The organism is Micromonospora sp. KC606, from assembly GCF_004348675.1.
Taxonomy (GTDB): domain Bacteria; phylum Actinomycetota; class Actinomycetes; order Mycobacteriales; family Micromonosporaceae; genus Micromonospora.
Genome location: NZ_SMKN01000010.1, coordinates 39,758 through 55,616 on the forward strand (window position 1 = coordinate 39,758; position 15,859 = coordinate 55,616).

15 protein-coding genes are annotated in these 15,859 nt (G+C 70.1%); all 15 read right to left on the reverse strand.

The features are described 5' to 3' along the window. Window positions 1-200: 200 nt before the first annotated feature. Window positions 201-1,196 carry a serine/threonine protein phosphatase gene (locus tag E1193_RS04170; RefSeq protein WP_243707277.1) on the reverse strand — a complete coding sequence of 332 codons (996 nt, stop codon included), beginning with the start codon at window positions 1,194-1,196 and terminating at the stop codon, window positions 201-203. 340 nt (window positions 1,197-1,536) lie between these two features. Next, entirely contained in the window at window positions 1,537-2,208 is a 672-nt protein-coding gene (locus E1193_RS04175) for a hypothetical protein (protein ID WP_132180429.1), read from the reverse strand. A 48-nt stretch (window positions 2,209-2,256) separates the two neighbouring features. After that, window positions 2,257-2,763, reverse strand: a complete 507-nt coding sequence (locus E1193_RS04180; protein WP_132180431.1) for a sigma-70 family RNA polymerase sigma factor — start codon at window positions 2,761-2,763, stop codon at window positions 2,257-2,259. A gap of 812 nt (window positions 2,764-3,575) precedes the next feature. Next, the gene (locus tag E1193_RS04185) at window positions 3,576-3,878 is read right to left on the reverse strand and encodes a hypothetical protein (protein WP_132180433.1); all 303 of its coding nucleotides are present in this window, start codon (window positions 3,876-3,878) and stop codon (window positions 3,576-3,578) included. 145 nt (window positions 3,879-4,023) lie between these two features. Next, window positions 4,024-4,227 (reverse strand): cold-shock protein, encoded by a 204-nt coding sequence (locus tag E1193_RS04190; protein ID WP_132180435.1) that lies wholly within the window; start codon window positions 4,225-4,227, stop codon window positions 4,024-4,026. 218 nt (window positions 4,228-4,445) lie between these two features. After that, entirely contained in the window at window positions 4,446-4,670 is a 225-nt protein-coding gene (locus tag E1193_RS04195) for a hypothetical protein (RefSeq protein ID WP_132180437.1), read from the reverse strand. A 1,338-nt stretch (window positions 4,671-6,008) separates the two neighbouring features. Continuing rightward, window positions 6,009-6,986: a quinone oxidoreductase gene (locus E1193_RS04200; protein ID WP_207922558.1), complete on the reverse strand. Its 978-nt coding sequence runs from the start codon at window positions 6,984-6,986 to the stop codon at window positions 6,009-6,011. Further along, on the reverse strand, window positions 6,983-7,960 hold the full coding sequence (locus E1193_RS04205) for a branched-chain amino acid transaminase (RefSeq protein WP_132180439.1): 978 nt from the start codon (window positions 7,958-7,960) through the stop codon (window positions 6,983-6,985). The genes E1193_RS04200 and E1193_RS04205 overlap by 4 nt, the downstream gene beginning before the upstream one ends. Beyond that, window positions 7,957-8,631 (reverse strand): HAD-IA family hydrolase, encoded by a 675-nt coding sequence (locus E1193_RS04210; protein WP_132180441.1) that lies wholly within the window; start codon window positions 8,629-8,631, stop codon window positions 7,957-7,959. Before E1193_RS04210 ends, E1193_RS04205 begins: the two co-directional genes overlap by 4 nt. Before the next feature lie 3 nt (window positions 8,632-8,634). Next, window positions 8,635-10,029: a D-arabinono-1,4-lactone oxidase gene (locus tag E1193_RS04215; protein WP_132180443.1), complete on the reverse strand. Its 1,395-nt coding sequence runs from the start codon at window positions 10,027-10,029 to the stop codon at window positions 8,635-8,637. Next, window positions 10,026-10,916 (reverse strand): NAD(P)-dependent oxidoreductase, encoded by an 891-nt coding sequence (locus E1193_RS04220; protein WP_207922559.1) that lies wholly within the window; start codon window positions 10,914-10,916, stop codon window positions 10,026-10,028. The genes E1193_RS04215 and E1193_RS04220 overlap by 4 nt, the downstream gene beginning before the upstream one ends. Further along, the gene (locus E1193_RS04225; RefSeq protein WP_132180445.1) at window positions 10,913-11,587 is read right to left on the reverse strand and encodes an RraA family protein; all 675 of its coding nucleotides are present in this window, start codon (window positions 11,585-11,587) and stop codon (window positions 10,913-10,915) included. The genes E1193_RS04220 and E1193_RS04225 overlap by 4 nt, the downstream gene beginning before the upstream one ends. Window positions 11,588-11,619: 32 nt before the next feature. Then, window positions 11,620-13,566, reverse strand: a complete 1,947-nt coding sequence (locus tag E1193_RS04230; protein WP_132180447.1) for a transketolase C-terminal domain-containing protein — start codon at window positions 13,564-13,566, stop codon at window positions 11,620-11,622. 34 nt (window positions 13,567-13,600) lie between these two features. Then, window positions 13,601-14,395 (reverse strand): SDR family oxidoreductase, encoded by a 795-nt coding sequence (locus E1193_RS04235; RefSeq protein WP_132180449.1) that lies wholly within the window; start codon window positions 14,393-14,395, stop codon window positions 13,601-13,603. Beyond that, on the reverse strand, window positions 14,385-15,479 hold the full coding sequence (locus tag E1193_RS04240) for an N-acetylneuraminate synthase family protein (protein ID WP_132180451.1): 1,095 nt from the start codon (window positions 15,477-15,479) through the stop codon (window positions 14,385-14,387). Before E1193_RS04240 ends, E1193_RS04235 begins: the two co-directional genes overlap by 11 nt. Between the last annotated feature and the right edge of the window lie 380 nt (window positions 15,480-15,859).

Sequence of the window (15,859 nt, forward strand, 5' to 3'; positions counted from 1 at the left end):
GAGGGTCCGCCACTCGCCGGCTATGGCCTGAGCTGGGCTTGATCGCGATCTTCGTCGTCATGTTCGTCCGAGAGTCGGACTGGTTGGTCCGTCTGCTCCAGCCGGATCACCTGCCGAGGACTCGCGATCTGCAGCCCGCGCCACGCCACGCGGCGCGGTTCCCGCAGGTAGATGACCGCCGGCATGATCGCAGGGCCGAGCTAACAGCCCGGATACTCCGCGTGGATGTCGCCGCCGTACAGCCGCAGACAGAAGTCGTTCATCCGCACCGCCGTGAGGGCGTGCCGGGCAAGGATTCCCGCCACGGCCGCCGGCACGCCCTGCGGAATGTCGCCGCTCGCGCAGCGGCGCACGTATCTGTCGCGGGCGACAAAATCACCGTTGACCGGTGCCGACACCCCGCACACGGTGGTGACCAGCCAGTTCACCAGCCACATCGCCGCGTAGTCGGCATCGTGGCCGACGTGGTGCCCGACAAACTCGCGCTCTGCGGGTGACAGGTCGAACCGAGGTGATGTGGCCAGCCCGAAATCGACGAGGTAGATCCGATCACCGTCGGCCCGCATGTTGCCGAAGTGTCCGTCCATGTGCAACAGCTCGCGGGTGCTCAGGAACGCCGCGATCTCAAACAGCTGCCGCTCGAACGTCTCGGCCATGTCGGTCGGGTCGTTCAGCCAGTCGAGCAGCGGGTGGGGGACGTACTCGTGAAACAGCACCAGGCTGGCGGCCGCGCCGGCCAGTTCCTCGAACCGGATGCGCACGCTCGGGGCACCGCCGAAATGGGCCACAACGGCGTCGATGTCAAGGTGCTCGGACGCGACAGGTGGGCGGCCGGGTAGCACCCGCCAGTGGTACAGCAACGGGAAGGACTCGGCCTCAGCGGCGAGGACTCCCTCGGTAATGATCATGTTTGCGGCCAGCTCGCGCCAGGCGCCGAAGCCTGGGCCGGCGAGGCGGTGGATGCCGTACTGGCAGTAGGTCGGCAGGTCGTACAGGTTTGCCGTGCTGAGTGGATGGGCCAGCTCCCGGTCGGTGATCGGGATTTGCTTGGCGAACACCGGCACGCCATCGATGTCGAGCACCGAGGATCCGCCGCCCACGCCCACAGCGCCGGCGGGCGCGGCCTGGAGGAACGCCGCCAGCTCGTCGTCGGTGTAGGCGGACTGCCCGTTCGCCAGCGGTAGCACGGGACGCACGCGCAGATCGCCGAGCGGTGGAGGCGCGAGCCCGGGGCGGCGAGCTGGCCCTCCTCCTGGAACTGGTCGCGCTGGCGCTCATCCCGCGTACGGCGCTGTTCAGGAACGTCACCGCCCGGTGAGAGTCGCCGACCAGCACAACCCGACTGATGACCACGGTGCTCGCCAACCAGAGCGCCACCGCCGCCGACACTTCGGGGGCATCGCCCGCCAACCGCTGGATGGCCGTGGAGAGCCACCCTGAGTGAGGCCGGGCCGCAGCGGCGTGGCCGGTTCAGGCGACCAGGCGAGGCCGCGCGGACGCGGGAGACGTCTGTGCGGCCTCGCCTGGCCTGGCGGATCAACCGCCCACCGACACCGCCTCATCGGTGACGGCGATGCCCTTCGCGAAGCGCACGATCTGCTCTTCGCTCAGCCCCAGCTCCCCCGGAACCTGCACCAGTACACTCACGCCCGAGGCATCCGGGAAGATCAGCCACCGGGTGTCCGACAGCTTTCCCTCCGCCTCCTCGGGGAAGCCCAGCTCACCCGCCCTGCCATTGATATCGACCTTCGTCACGGGGGATTTGTCGGGAAGCCGTGACAGGCTCTGAAGGGACACCGAGATCCGGCCCTGCAGGCTGACAGCGCCCCCGGGCGCGGGTGGGGCCGTGTCCGGGCCGGGCGGCATCACCACGAACATGCTCCTGTCCGATGAGACCACCTGCCAGCCCTCGGGCACGGTGCTCACCTCGAAGCCGACCGGCTGAGCACCGGTGTAGGCGACGAGCTGCAGCTGCGACGTCTGCGTCGTCGTGCCGGGTCCCTCCGCGACCGTGGTCGCGGCGCCACCGAGCTGGCCGGCGCCGAGGGCCACAGCGGCGACGGCGGCGACGGCCGCGCCGGAGAACGCGAGCCGCTGTCGCCGCCGGCGGGTCAGGGCGCGGTGTCCCCGGGCCACGTCGGCGGCGACGACCTCCGGGTTGGTCTGGTCGGGCGTGACGGCATGCGGCAGGGCCCGCAGGACGTCCACGACGTCTGGCATGTCAGTACTCCTTGACTCAGGCGGGTCAGATTTGGATCAGGCGAACTGGTGTACATGTGCTGGGAAGAGCGCCCGTAGCCGCTCCAGCCCGCGGGCGCTCTGGCTCTTGACGTTGCCCTCGCTGCACCGCATGGCGTCGGCGGTCTCGGCGACGCTGAACCCTTCGACGTACCGCAGCACCACGGCCGTCCGCATGCTCGTCGGCAGGGTGGCCAGCAACGCCAGGACCGTCGTCTCGTCGCCGTGCGGAGCCTCGACGGCGGCGACGTCGGGCAGCTGCGCCTGTACCTGCTCACGCCGACGAAACAGGCTGCGGCGCTCGTCCGTCGCCGCGTTCACGACGCACCGCCGCGCGTACGCGTCCACGGTGTCCGGCCGCACTCTCGGCCAGGCCAGATACAGGCGAGTCAGCGCCGTCTGCACCACGTCCTCGGCCTTGGCCAGGTCACCCGAGACCAACAGCGTGGCCACCCGCACCAATGCGGCGCGCCGGGTTGTCACGAACTCGGTGAACTCGCGATCCTGCTCGGAAGGCCGTCTCACAGGCCACCCACCTCTCCTCGTCCCCGCTTGTAATTCGGACACCTCTCATACGGGATCGCCTTCGTGTCCGTTGCATGCCGGACGAGGAGATCTGCGGCCCCCGCTTTCGTGGAGCCGGCGGCCCTGATGCCCGGACACCGACGGAGGCTTGGCCTTCCACACCTGCAGGATCGGTCCGACCATCGCCCACTGCGAATTGGTCAGGTCACTCGGAGACGCCCCGCGACGACTTCCCGGGTGAAGGGCACGCTAGGTTCGGCACCCCCCTGCGGGCATGGCAGGCGTTGCGCGAAGGCTGTGACGTGTCCAGATCGCGACGTCGAGCAGGCGTAGGTAGCAGTCTGGGTGAGTCCACGCCGGCTGGGCGGAGCCCCTCGATCTCATCCCGAAGGGCGGATTCTTTCGGCGCGGTTGAGGATGGATCACCGACGCCCGGGCTGCCGCCGACCGTGCGCTAGCAACGTCACGGCAAGCGGATCGATTCCGGCGTACGGTCGTGTGCCGAGATCCGCGTGCCGATCACTGATGCGGGTCTAGCCGATGAGTCCCGTCGGGCAGCGCCCCCAGGAACGCGGCCGTGCGTGTTCGGGTTTCCGGCCGATGGTGCGGGTGGCCGTCCAGGCGACAGTCGTCGCGGACCGCCCGACGCCGGCAGCCTCAGTCGCCGCCGGCGTCGTCAAACCCATCACCGTGGTTCGCGCGCTCCAGCGCACCGTCGAGGTCGGCGAGGTCCGGTGCGGACGCGGCTCCTCGTAGCACTATGGGCCGGCGTTCGCGCTACTGCAGGTATCGCCGACGATTGTTTTAGCAGCTCACACTATCTGGGCGGCAGTCTTTACCGTCGTTCGCTGTGGCGTCGTGTCGGCTGCGACGGCGAACGGGTGGCGCAACCGATGCATCGCCACCTCACCGCAGTCGGATGCACGAGGTGCGGGCTTTTCTTCTTCCGCGATGGACGGAGCAAGAAACTGTGCCATGCAACCGCAGGCCGCAGCAGGGGTCAGGCTTCGGAAACGCGGAGCGCCGGCAACCGGGTGCCAGCTGTGGCTGAACCCGCCGACGACCGTCGCCGGGTGGGCGCCGGTTGTGCGCGGTGACGTGGTGATCACTGTCATGCTATGCCTTCCTCGAACGGCACGTCGCAAGGAAGGCACGGGCCGCAGGCCACGAGACATCACAGAACGAACCTGAACAAATGATGATAGATGCGCCGAACGGCGGCCTGCTGAACCAGTCAGGCCGCCTGCGGCAGAGCGTGGATCAGAGCAAGCGGATATCCGACGCCTGCGGACCCTTCGGGCCCTGGGTGATGTCGAACTCCACCCGCTGGTTCTCCTCAAGGCTGCGGAAGCCACTCGCCGAGATCGCCGAGAAATGGGCGAAAACGTCGGCGCCGCCGCCGTCCTGGCTGATGAAGCCGAAGCCCTTGTCGCCGTTGAACCACTTCACGGTACCTGTAGCCATGTCTGCTCCTTCGCAGGCCGTTGGAGACCGCACTGTGCGGACTCGCGCGCCGCCGCGTTGATCATCCGCGCCGGAACCGACACGAAGACGAAAAAAGCACCTGGATGGGTTTTGGTTAACCCATCAGGCGCCGAGACGTCTACGGAAATCAAAACTGCAACCAGGCAAGTCTAGCACAGAACCAGGCGCTCGCCGGCAGCCTGAGGCATGCGCCTCCGTCACAGCACTGCACCGCGAGGCGCAACTTCGATCGCCGCGACGCCTCGGCCGTAGAGTACGACGAGCCGATCACCGTGTTTGGTGCGCAGCACTCCCGAATCCTGCGCCAGCGTCGAGATCACGTGCTCCACAAGCTCGTCCTCATCGGAGACGTCCGGTTTGTCGCACGTGACGTCCATGCGGTCGCCGCCGATGAGCCGGACGCGTAGCACCATAGTTGCCATGTCGTAGAAGCTAGTCGAGTGGGGATGCCAGGGACAGCGGCGCTGCCACGGGCTCCTCCGGTCGAGTCGTGCAGCCAGCTGGACCGACGTGCAACCGCTGCTGCAGGTCGCAGCTGCCGACACAGGCGAGGCTCGGACGATGGAGCGCACCCGGACGGATGTGGCAATGGACACGAGACGAGGTCGTGTCGATCCCCAGCGGGGGGAACCACATTCATCGCTGGAATCAGCATGCTGAGCGGGCAGCGCCAACGCTGCGTGTAGTGCGCGTAGAGTGGGTGGTGAATCAGCTCGTCGACATCGTTGGCGCGCCACCGTCCACCGGGGGTGCTACCCAGGTCTCGGCAGTGTCCGCAGGACAACTTCGAGATCCGAGGGACGGGCGTTGGCAGACCATCCGATCGCCACCAGCACATCAGTGTGCTGGCAGCGGACAACGCCGCGTCCGTTACAGGCGACGACCAGCGACGCATTGGCGTCCCGTCGGCGATCACGCCCAGGTGATCAGCCGCTGTCTTGCTGGGAAACGATCCACCAATCCCGCCCATCGCGGTACGACGAGGCCGTCTCGGCACACCTGCGGCAGATGGGCGCCAATCTGGCTGGCCTGATCCAGCAACACCGAACCACAGGACAAAGGACATGACTTTCGTGTTAGCCCCGACCGCGGTCTCTCCGTCACCATTGCGCGAGCCCGCCAAGACCCTCCGCGAAAGAGGAGCAGACAGTTTTCACACCGCGCTCGCGGCGGTCCTGGCCAGCGGGCTGGAGAATGCGCTTGAGGCGGGTGACCACCCGAGAGCGATCAGCTTCATCAACCGCGGCTTCGCAGAGGGCAGTCCGCAGCTGGGCTGCGACCTCCTCTGCCGGGCAATCGCGTTCGTCGGGACAGCCCGGACCTGGACCGTGCAGCTCGCACCCCTGCGATCACCGTAGCTCCCTGGATTGACGAATCACGGCTCCCAGAAGACCAGTACCGAATGCGCCAAGACTGTTACGGAGCCGACGCCGCGGTCGTGAACCAATCAGACACCGCGCCGTCGACTATCGTGGTGCAGCATCCGCTCACGCCGCCGACAAAGCGCGGCACCGGCCCCGCTTCCCGCCTCACAGGACGGCCGTAGGATCTGGGAGCGGACGATCGAGCACCGCGAGGTGCTCCCGTACCGGGATTTCAGCCGGCTGCGCGCCGTCCACGCAGGCGACTGCGAGCGCGCCGAGGATCGCGAGGTCCGCGGGGGTGCTGCACGACGGTGTCCGCCTCGTGCGCCGCCCGCGACCTCGAGACCGACCGCTCTGCTGGGCGGCCGCCCAGCAGAGCGCGGTGTTCCACCCCGCTCAGCCGTGCGGCAGGAGCAGGAGCTTGCCGGTCGAACGCCGGCCGGCCAGATCGGCGTGGGCAGCCGCCGCGTCCGCGAGTGGATAGGCCCCTCCAACGTGCACGCGCAGCCGGCCGGTCGAGAGCAGGTTCAGCACCGCGCCGGCCCGGGTGAGCAACTCGTGCCGGGTGGCGATGTGGTGGCTCAGATTCGGCCTGGTCAGCAGCAACGAGCCGGCCGCGTTGAGCCGTTGCGGGTCGAACGGGGGCACCGGGCCGCCGGCCTGGCCGTACAGGGCCAGGGTGCCGCGCGTACGAAGCGCCGCCAGGCTGGCGTCGAAGGTCGGACCTCCGACGCCGTCGTAGACCGCGGCCACGCCCACGCCGCCGGTGAGCGCGCGCACCTCAGCCGCCACGTCGGCCCGGTCGTAGCGGATGACCTCGTCGGCTCCGGCGGCCCGGGCGAGTTCGGCCTTCGCGTCGCTGGAGACGGTGCCGATCACCCGTGCCCCTCGCCATCGCGCCATCTGGGTGAGCAGCTGTCCCATCCCACCGGCCGCCGCGTGCACCAGCACCGTGTCTCCCGGACGCACCGGGTAGGTGTCGTGCAGCAGGTAGTGCGCGGTCATCCCCTGCAGCAGTGCGGCGGCGGCCGTCTCCAGCGGGAGATCGGGCGGGACCGGCACGGTGGCGGCGGCCGGCACCGCCACGTGCTCGGCGTATCCGCCGGGCTGGTTCACCCACGCGACCCGGTCGCCGACCGCCACGCCGGTTACGTCGGAGGCCGCGGCGACCACCGTTCCGGCCCCCTCGATGCCGGGAACGAACGGCATGGGCACCGGGTAGACGCCGGAGCGCTGATAGATGTCGATGAAGTTGACGCCGCTGGCGGCCACGGCGACCACCACCCGCCCGGGCTCGGGCACGGGCACGGCCTTCTCGGCCGGGCGCAGCACCTCCGGGCCGCCCGGTTCGCGGACCACGATCGCCCGGCTCACCTGGGCACCTCCGTCAGCCAGTCGGCGTGCCGGCCGGAGCGGCCCCGCACGAGCCGGGTGTACTCGGCCGCCAGCCGCTGGGTTACCGAGCCGGGGCGACCGGCCCCGACCTGCAGGCCGTCGACGCTGGTGATCGGCAGGATCTCCCAGGCGGTGCCCATGAAAAACAGCTCGTCGGCGAGGTAGAGCTCGCTGCGGTCCACCTCCCGTTCGATCACCGGCTCGCCGGATTCCTCGAGGAGGCGGAGCACGGTGTCGCGGGTGATGCTCTCCAGCACGCCACTGGTCAGCGACGGGGTGATCACCGTTCCGTTGCGGACCAACGCGATGCAGGCGCCCGGGCCCTCGCTCACCTTGTGCCGCTCGTTGAGCAGGATCGGCCAGTCGTGGCCGTTCTCCTGTGCCTCCATCATCGCCAGCCGACCGTTGTGGTAGTTCGAGAAGGCTTTGACGCGGGGCGGCATGGCGGCGTCACTGATGCGTTGCCAGGAGCTCACCCCTGCGCGGCAGCCGCGGCCGGTGTCGAGACGGCTGCGGAACGGCCAGCTGTCGATCACCACCTCGCAGACCGACCCCGCCGGCACCATCTGCTCACGGATGAGCCCGGACGGGAACGCCCACGGCCGCACGTACGCGTCCTCGCGGTAGCCGTTGCCCCGCAGCAGCTCGAACACCGCGGCCCGCAGCTCGGAAAGGGTGTACGGCAGGTCTAGCCGGCAGATCCGGGCCGAGTCGGACAGCCGGCGCAGATGCTCGTCGAGCCGGAACAGCAACAGCCGCCCGTCGTCCGCCCGGTACGCCTTGATCCCCTCGAAGACCGCCGCCGTGGACGCGTGGCCAACCGCGTTGACGTGGATCTGCGCCTGCTCCCACAGCACCAGCCTGCCGCTGCGCCAGATCCATTCCGGGCGATCGGCGGCGGGACTGGCGAGCGAGTCCAGCGCCGCGAGGGGCGCCGGTGCGGAGACGTTCATCGGTTCCCTGCTTCTGTGAGTCGGTTCAGGTAGGCATCCGGCACGACGTCGACCAGGCTGGAACGGATCTCGTCCGCGGCGGAGAGGTCGGCGTGCGCGCCCACCGCATTGCGGACCGCGACGCAGTACACCCCGGCCGCACGGGCGGCCCGCACCCCCGACTCGGAGTCCTCGAAGGCCACCGCGTCGGCCGCCGGTACGCCGGCGCGGCGCAGCGCCAGCCGGTAGAGATCGGGGGCGGGCTTGTGCCACGGGGTGTCGTCGCCGGTGACCAGCCGGTCGAAGCGGTGCCGCAGGCCGAGTCGCGCCAGATGTGAGTCCACCCAGCTCAGCGAGGAGCTGGAAACCACACCCAGGCCCAGGCCGGCGGCCCGGCCCGCGTCGAGCAGCGCCGTGACGCCGGGACGCTCCGGCTCGGCGGCGCACAGCTCGCGTTTGCGCCGCAGCCGGGCCGCCCGCGCCGCCTCACCGAGTGGGCGGCCGAGGCGCGCGGACAGGTCGGCGACGGCGACCGCCTCCCCGTCCGAGCGGCCGGCCATCGCGGCCCACACCCGGTCGGGCAGACCGTGACCGAGCAGCTGTGCGTACACCTCGTCCCAGGAACGGTGGGCGGCCCGCTCGGTGTCGCAGAGCAGCCCGTCGAAGTCGAACAGGAGCAGGCGCAGTGGCATGGATCAGCCACCGTCCTCGACGGCGGCGGTCTCGTGTGGCCCGGCCTGCGCCGGCACCGTCACCGCCGCCCTCGCCTCGTTCGGTTGCACAGGGCCGAGCACCCGGTCGGTGTAGTCGCTGGCGAACAGGCCGTCCGGGTCCAGTTCGGCACGAATCCGCTGGAACAGTTCCCACTCGGGGTAGCGCGGGGCGAGCACCTCCACGGTGGCGGTATGCGCCTTGCCCCAGTGCGGCCGTCCACCGTGGTCGCGCAGCACCGGCTCTATGGCGCGCAGCAGCTCCACCTGCCCAGCCGTACGCGGCACGGTCAGGTTGACGTAGCCGGTTCGCCGCCCGTACGCGGGACTCAGCGGCGAGTCGTCGCCGGCGCCCACCCGGACCAGCACGGAGTAGGGCGAGTAGGCGCCCGTGCGGCGCAGCGTGCGGCGCAGGGCGCGCAGGGCGTCTGGTGTCGCCTCCAGCGGCAGCGCATGCTCCAGGGCGAGGAATTTGACCGGCTGCGGGAAGGTGAACACCCGGTGGCTGGCGTCGACGTATTCGACGGCGGGCCGGGCCGGCAGCAGGCGTCGCCCCTTGAGCCACGGGACTGCGCGGGCGTCGGCGCGGCCGGCCAGCCCGATCAGCCCGCAGCGCACCTCGTCTAGCGTCGTTGCGTACCGTCGGCGGACCGCGTCACGGGTGCGCGGGGCGTCCGTGACCCGCAGCGCCCGCAGACCGGCCCGGTTCTGCCAGGGTAGCCAGGAGAACGCGACGTGGTCGGCCTCGGCGGCCCAGTCGGTGAACCCGTCCAGCACCGTGTCGAGCGGCTCGGAGCGGGTGCTTACCCGCAGGTTGAACTGTGGCACGCAGCGCAGCGTGACGGTGCTCAGCACCCCGAGCGTGCCGAGCGCGGTCCGGGCGCAGCGGAACACCTCGGGCTCGTGGTCGGCGTCGAGGGTGCGGACCCGGCCGTCCGCGGTGACCAGCCGCAGGCGGATGACCTGCGCCGACAGCGGGGCGTGCGCCAGTCCGGAGCCGTGGTTGCCGGTGGAGATCGCGCCGGCGACGCTCTGTTCCGCCAGCGTACCGATGTTGGCCAGGGCCAGGCCGCGCCGGTCCAGCACCTCGGCGAGCTCGCGCAGTGTGGTGCCACCGCGGACCGTGACCTCGCCGGCCGCGGCGTTCACCGCGAGTACACCGCGGTAGCGGGACAGGTCGAGCAGCACGCCATCGGTGCACGCCAAGGCGTTGAAGGAGTGACCGGAGCCGGCGGCACGCACCGGGATCCCGCGCTCGCCGGCGGCGCGCACCACCGCCACCACAGCGTCCTCGGTCGTCGGGGCGAGCAGCTGGGCGGGCCGGCACCCCACCGTGCCGGACCACGTCTGCCAGCGGCGGCCCGGCTGCGGCGCGGTCATCGCCGGTCTCCCTGCACCAGCGACAGGTGAAACCGGTCGACCGCGTCCTGCCAGGTGGGCATGGACCAGCCAAGTCCGGACAGCCGGTCGGTGTTCAGCGTCGAGTCGATGGGCCGACCGCCCAGGAAGCCCCATTCGCGCAGCGGGACCCGCTGTGGGGCGGGCGCGTCCGGAATTCGGCCGGTCAGATACTCGCCTACCTGGTACCAGCTCGCGGTGCCCCGGTTCGCCACGTGGATCGTGCCGGTCACGGTGGCGTAGGTGAGCAGGAAGGCCAGCGCCCGGGCCAGGTCCACCGTGTACGTCGGCGCGCTGAACTGGTCGTCGATCAGCCGGGCCGGGGTGCCGCGACGGGCGTGGCCGAGGATGGCCAGCACCGTGTCGAGGCGTTCGTCCGTGCCGCCGAACAGCCACGACGTCCGGACGGTTAGGTGGTCGTCGAGCAGGGCGACCATCCGCTCCCCCGCCACCTTGGTGAGCCCGTACACGCTCTGCGGATTCGGGATGTCATCCTCGCGGTAGCCCCCGGCCGGGGTGCGTACGCCGTCGAACACGTAGTCGCTGGAGATGTAGACCAGTCGGCTGCCGTGCCGGGCGCAGGCGTCGACGACGTTGCGTACGCCGGCGATGTTGACCCGCAACGCCAGTTTCGGATCCAGTTCACAGTCGTCGACGATGGCGTGCGCCGCAGCGTGGACGACCACGTCGGGCGCGAACGCCGCAACGGAGGCCTGCACCGCGGTGCCGTCCGCGATGTCGAAGTCGCGGACCGAGACACCGCGGATGTCCCAGTCCGCGGTGTCCGGGTTGTCGGCGAGGGCCGTGGTGAGTGCGGTGCCGAGCATGCCGTCGGCGCCGGTCAGGTAGAGGCGCACCGCTCGGCTCACAGGTGGCCGAACTCGGTAAGCAGGTCGGTGACGGTGGCACCGGACTGGATCTTCTCGCGGATGATCCGTTCCTTGCCGATCTGGTGGTGGGTGCCCTCCAGCACCTCCTCGGCCAACTGCTGCGGCACCACGGCCAGCCCGTTCTCGTCCGCGACCACGATGTCGCCCGGGTTGATCACCTGGCCGCCGACCACGACGGGAACGTTGACCTGCACCGGCTCCGTCCGGTTGTGCACGGCGGTCGGCGAGGGCCGCGGGATGGCACCGCGGTACCAGACCGGGAAGTTCAGGTCACGGATCTCGTCGACGTCGCGGATGAAGCCGTCGACGATGCCGGCCGCGACCCCGGCCTTCAACGACAGCGTCGACATCAGGCCGCCCCACATCGCGGTCAGCGGCGAGCCGTGGGCGGCGACGACGATGATGTCCCCGGGCTGGGCGGTGGCCAGTACCGGCATGGTGTCGACGAGGTCGTCGATGGACAGGTTCACGGTCAGCGCCGGCCCGGCCACCTTGTGCTCGGGTCGTACCGTCTGGAAGCCGCCGATCGCGCCGACCCGGCGGCGGGCGTCGGTTACCAGGCAGCTGGGGCTGTACTCGGTGAGCACCTCACGGAACCGGTCGACGATTTCCTGGGGCGGGCGGTGCAGCTCGTTGTGGATGGTCTCCATCGTCTCTCCTCGGGTGTGTCGGGACGGGAACGTCAGTGCCGCAGGGTCACGTCGAACCGGCCGGGCTCGAACTTGCCACCGACCTCGGCTCGTACGATGTCGGCGAGCCGGTCGGCGTTCAGTCCGTGCGCGTGCAGCGCCTCGGCGGGTGTGCCGCAGCGCGGCACCTCGGTGATGCCGATTCCACGAAACGCGGGCGGATCGGGCAGCTGCAGCTCGGCGAGCGCGCGGGCCAGCACGTCGGCCTGCCCGCCGCGGATGAAATGGTTCTCCACGACGATCAGGTGGTCGGCGCTCTCTACCAGGTCGCTGAGCCAGCGATGATCGACCCGGTTCAGCCACGGCAGGGCGACGACCGTCAGGTCGATGCCGTCGGCGGCCAGCAACTCGGCTGCGCGCGTCAGCTCGGCCAGCACGATCGGTCCGGCACCGACCGCGACCACCGGCCCGCCGAGGCGCACGATGCGCCCACGCCCCACCTCGAGCGGCTCGGCGGGCAGCCCGGCCACCGCATCCGGGACGGGCGTGCTGACCAGCCGCAGGTAGACGCTGTACGGCGTGCCGACGCAGAAGTCGACCGCGGCGTGCACCTCGGCCGCGTTGGCCGGCTCCAACACCACCAGGTCGGGTATCGCGCCGACCGCGCTCACGTCACGCACGGCCTGGTGGGAATGGCCGGGCGCGGCTGGAAGCAGCCCGGCGAGCGACCCGACGTAGACCACCTTGCGGCCCTCGGTGGCGTTGTTGAAGATCTGTTCGTTCGGCCGGGCGTGCAGGAAGCAGGAGAACGAGTGCACGAACGGCAGCAAGCCCCGGTAGGCCAGCCCGCTGGCCATGGACACCATGTCCTGCTCGGCGATCCCGCACTCGACGAACCTGTCGGGGTATGCCTGGGAGAACGGGATGAGGCCGGTGTCCAGGACCAGGTCGGCGTCCAGGGCGACGATCCGGCGGTCTCGGCCGGCCTGGGCCACCAGCGCTTCGCCGTACACCTCCGGCAGGCGCGGCCCGCCGCTCGGGGCCGGGGCGGCGGCGGGCGCGGCTGCGGCCAAGCGCAGCGCGGCCAGGCCCGCCGAGCCAACGATGTCCTCCGCCGTGGCGACCAGTTCGGCGTACGCGCTGTCCCGTTCGCTCGGGGACGGAGCACCGCTGTGGAACAGGTACCGCCACTCCCCCTGCCCCATCGACGTCGCCGCGAAGGTGGCGCAGCCGGCGCCCTTCACGGTGTCGGCGATGATCACCGCGGGCAGGTTCGGGTACGACTCGGCCCGTTCCCGGCACGCGTCCCGGAACGCGGCGACGTCGTTGCCGTCGCAGCGCAGCACCGCCCAGCCGAAGGCGGCGAACTTCGCCTCCAGGTCGCCGAGATCGCTGACGTCGGCGACCCAGGTGTCGGACTGGAGCTTGTTGTGGTCCACCACCACGGTCAGCTCGCCCATGCCGCGGTGCGCGGCACCAGCCAGCGATTCCCAGTTCTGGCCCTCCTGCAACTCGCCGTCGCCGGTCATCACGAAGACCCGCCGGCGGGTGCCCAGCAGCCGGTCGGCCAGGATCACGCCCTTGGCCTTGGCGATGCCCATCCCGAGCGAACCGGTGTTGAACGGCATGTGCGGGGTGTGAACGTCGGGATGGCCGGGCAGCCCGTCGATGCGGCGCAGCGCGTGCACCAGGTCCTCGTCCAAGAGCCCCAAGCCGATCAACGCGGCGTACAGGCCGGGGGCGTCGTGACCCTTGGACGAAAAGTACAGGTCACCGGTGTCTGTGAAGGGCCGGCGCAGCTCGTGCAGGAGAAGCCAGCTCACCACGTCGGCGGCGCTCATGCTGGACCCGAGGTGTCCCGAGCCGGCCCGGGCCACCATGTACAGGATGTTGATCCGGGTCAGCGCCGAGAAGGCGCGGGTGCGGGTGACCGGATCGTCGATGTCGTCGAGCACCCGGCGGATCTCCTCCACCGGTACCCAGCGCAGCGGCGTAGTCATGTCTCCTCCGATGGTCAGTGCGCCGTCAGCGGTGTCACCAGGCGACATAGCCGCCGTCCACCAACAGCTCGCATCCGGTGACGTAGCGACTCATGCCGGAGGCGAGGAACAGCAGCGGGCCGGTCAGATCGTTTTCGGTCGCCATCCGACGCATCGGCACCCGGGCGGTGAACTTCTGCCGGAAGGCCGGGTCCTGGCCGCCCAGCACGCCTCCCGGTGACAGCGTGTTCACCCGGACGCCGGCCGGACCCCACATCGCGGCGAGATAGCGGGTCAGCGCCGCCACCGCGGCCTTGGACATCCCGTACGCGGGTGGCTTGAGGAACGGCGGATCCATATCGATGTGGTCGTAGAGCCGCGGATCCGGCCCGACGCTGCCGTACAGCGACCCGATGTTGACGATCGAGCCGCGGCCGTTGCCGGCCATGGCGGCGCCGATGACCTGGCAGACCCGGAGCACGCCGAGGGCGTTGACGTCCAGTACCGCGCCGGACAGCTGATCCGGGACGTCCTCGAACAGCCAGCTGCCGGCGTCGCGTGACGGAGGCTGATCGATTCCGGCATTGTTCACCAGGATGGTCGGCGTCCCGGCCCACCGGATCGCCGTTTGCAGGGCGTCCCGCAGGCTCGCCCGGTCGGTCACGTCGCCGCGCAGACCGAGGTAGCGGCCGCCGCCGTCATGTTCCTTCACCGCGGCCGGGGTTACGTCGTCGAGGTCGAGCCCCACCACGCCGGCGCCGGCGTCGAGCAGCGCGGTCGCCCAGATCCCGCCGAGGCGGCCGCTGACACCCGTGACAACAGCCACCTCACCGGTCAGGTCAATCCGCACCGTGGTTCGCTCCCGCCACCGCGACCACCGGCTCGGCCAGCATTTCCGGACCGAAACCGGTGTCCTCGGCGATGTCGACCCGCAGGACCCGGCCCAGTACCTCGTCCAGTTGGTACGGCTTCATGCCGTCGCCCGGCGACTTGCAGGCGACGTCCTGCTCGGTGACGACGTGCCCGGCCGGCAGGTCCCGCGCGGCGACCAGCTTCTTGCCCATCTTCCGTACGGCCTTGGCCTCGCTGTCGCTGCGCCGCTTGACGGGCTCGCCCAGCGCCTCGTGGGTGCGCCGCAGACCCGCCGTCAAGTCGGCCAGCTGGGGAGCGTCCAGGGAGAAGTGGTGGTCGCTGCCGGGCCGCGAGTGGTCCAGCGTGAAATGCTTCTCGATCACCCGTGCGCCCAGGGCGTACGCGACCCAGCTGAGCTCGGGGCCCAGGTCGTGACCGGAGAAGCCGATGACGGTGTGGGGGTACTCCTCGCGGTAGGTGGTGATCACCGAGAGGTTGAGGTCGGACGGAGCCGCCGGGTAGACGGCGGTGCACTGCAGCAGCGCGAGGTTCGGGTTGAGCGGCAGGATCGTGTCGCAGGCCCGGCGGACCTCGTCCATCGTCGCGCCGCCGGTGCTCAGGACGAGCGGCTTGTCGGCCTTGGCCGCGTACGCCAGCAGGGGCGTGTTGGTCACGTCCGCTGACGCGATCTTGATCGCCGGCAGGTCCACGTCGACCAGGAAGTCCACGCTGGGCTGGTCGAAGGCGGTGGACATGAAGTCGATGCCCAGTTCGGCCGCGACCCCGGCGAGGTGCACATACTCGGCACGGCCGAACTCGAGCGCCTCACGGTGCAGGCCGTAGGTCGGGCCGTAGCTGTTGCGCCCGGTGTAGGGCTCGTTGTACATGGCCTTGGTGAACAGCGACCAGTTGTCCCGCTTCTGCAATTTGGCGGCATGCGCGCCCGCGGCGGCAGCCTGCCGGAACAGCTCCTCGGCCCGTTCCAGGCTGCCCTCGTGATTGTGGCCGATCTCCGCGATCACGTAAGCCTCGGTGTCGTCAGATATCCGGCGGCCACCTATCCTGAGCTCGCGCAACGTCATCCCTTTCTTTGCGCTTCGGAGTTCTCATGGATCGAATGAAGGCATGGCAAATCGCCATGGCTGCAAATGGAGAGTTGATCGCCGCCGGGCGCGCACCTTGGGTGCCGCACAGGAGGCAATGAAGGATCTGACCAGATCGACGAGCCGTGCATCGCCCGACTCGCCACCACCGTCACGCCCACGGGCGCTCAACGGCGGCCGGTGCGCTCACCAAGGATCGCGCCGTCTCCGGTCGACCTGCCCCGAGGGTCCCGCCGGCCGGCGGGCCCGGAGGGCGCCACCCGCCACGGCTCCCCCGGCCCGCGAGCCGCAAAAGGGTCATACCTATGACACGATCGCAAAACGGCTTGCATTACTTGCAGTCCCCCTCAGGAAGCTCG